Origin of the sequence: Actinoplanes sp. TBRC 11911, from assembly GCF_012933445.1 — a bacterium.
Lineage (GTDB): Bacteria > Actinomycetota > Actinomycetes > Mycobacteriales > Micromonosporaceae > Actinoplanes.
This window is the reverse complement of record NZ_JABBNC010000081.1, coordinates 1-1,045: the sequence shown is the minus strand read 5'-3', so window position 1 is coordinate 1,045 and position 1,045 is coordinate 1. Positions and strand designations below refer to the sequence as shown.

Here is a 1,045-nt window from a genome sequence, read left to right as displayed (position 1 = left end):
GCAAGAGGGACATACCAACGTAAAGACCTCGCCGTGGGTTCGGATCAGGTTTCCACACAAGAGCCTGAACCCCGACGAGGTCACCGCCAGTATGCGCCCCGCGCACGTCTACGCCAGCATGTCCGCACAGCAACACACCGAACTGATTACCGCCCTGCACGGACCCTGGCGGAACGCCACCCGGATCATGATGGTCGTGCTGTCCGCCGCCGGCTTCAGCGCCAGCGAGATCGCCGACCTGCTGCACTACGACCCGAAAACCGTTCGCGCCTGGATCGCCCGCCACCACACAGAAGGCATCACCGGCCTGCCCGACCGGCCCCGCTCCGGACGTCCCCGAAAAGGCGGCCGACGTCTCGGCGAACGCATCCACACGCTGCTCCTGACGCCGAGGTCGTGGACCACCACCCGGATCTGGAAAGCCCTCGGCCGGCCCGCACTGAGCATGTCCACGATGCGCCGCCGTATCCGGGAACAGGCTCGCTGGGCACGCCCACGACTGATCGCCAAAAGCGACCCGAACCGTGAGAGCATCTGCGACCACATCCGCGAGCGCATCAGCGGCCTGCCCGAAGGCTCGGTCGTGCTGGCCGAGGACGAAACCCACCTCGACCTGCTCGCCCGGGTCAAATCCTGCTGGATGCCGGTCGGCCTGCGGCACCGGATCCTGACCCCCGGCACCAACGTGCGCCGCACCGTGCACGGCGCGGTCAACCTGCTCACCGGCGCCATGCACCACCACATCTCGGTCAAGAACGTCTCCGTCGTGTTCTGCTACTTCCTGCAGCAACTACTCGACGCCTACCCCAACGCCCCGCTCATCGCGGTCATCTGCGACAACGGCAGCACCCACCACTCCAAAATCACCCAGCGCTGGCTCGCCGCCCACCCCCGGATCCACGTCATCGAAGGCGCGAAATACAGCCCGCAGGACAACCCCGTCGAACGGATCTGGGCCGCGATGAAACGACACATCGCCAACACCGCGACCGCCACGATCACCGACCGGATCCAGCAAGCCCACACGTTCTTCCAACACCGCACC

1 protein-coding gene is annotated in these 1,045 nt (G+C 66.2%); it reads left to right on the top strand.

The annotated features are described in order from the left end of the window. Window positions 1–91 precede the first annotated feature (91 nt). A partial coding sequence (locus HH310_RS42990) for an IS630 family transposase (protein WP_169181550.1) occupies window positions 92–1,045 on the top strand: 954 nt, incomplete at its 3' end.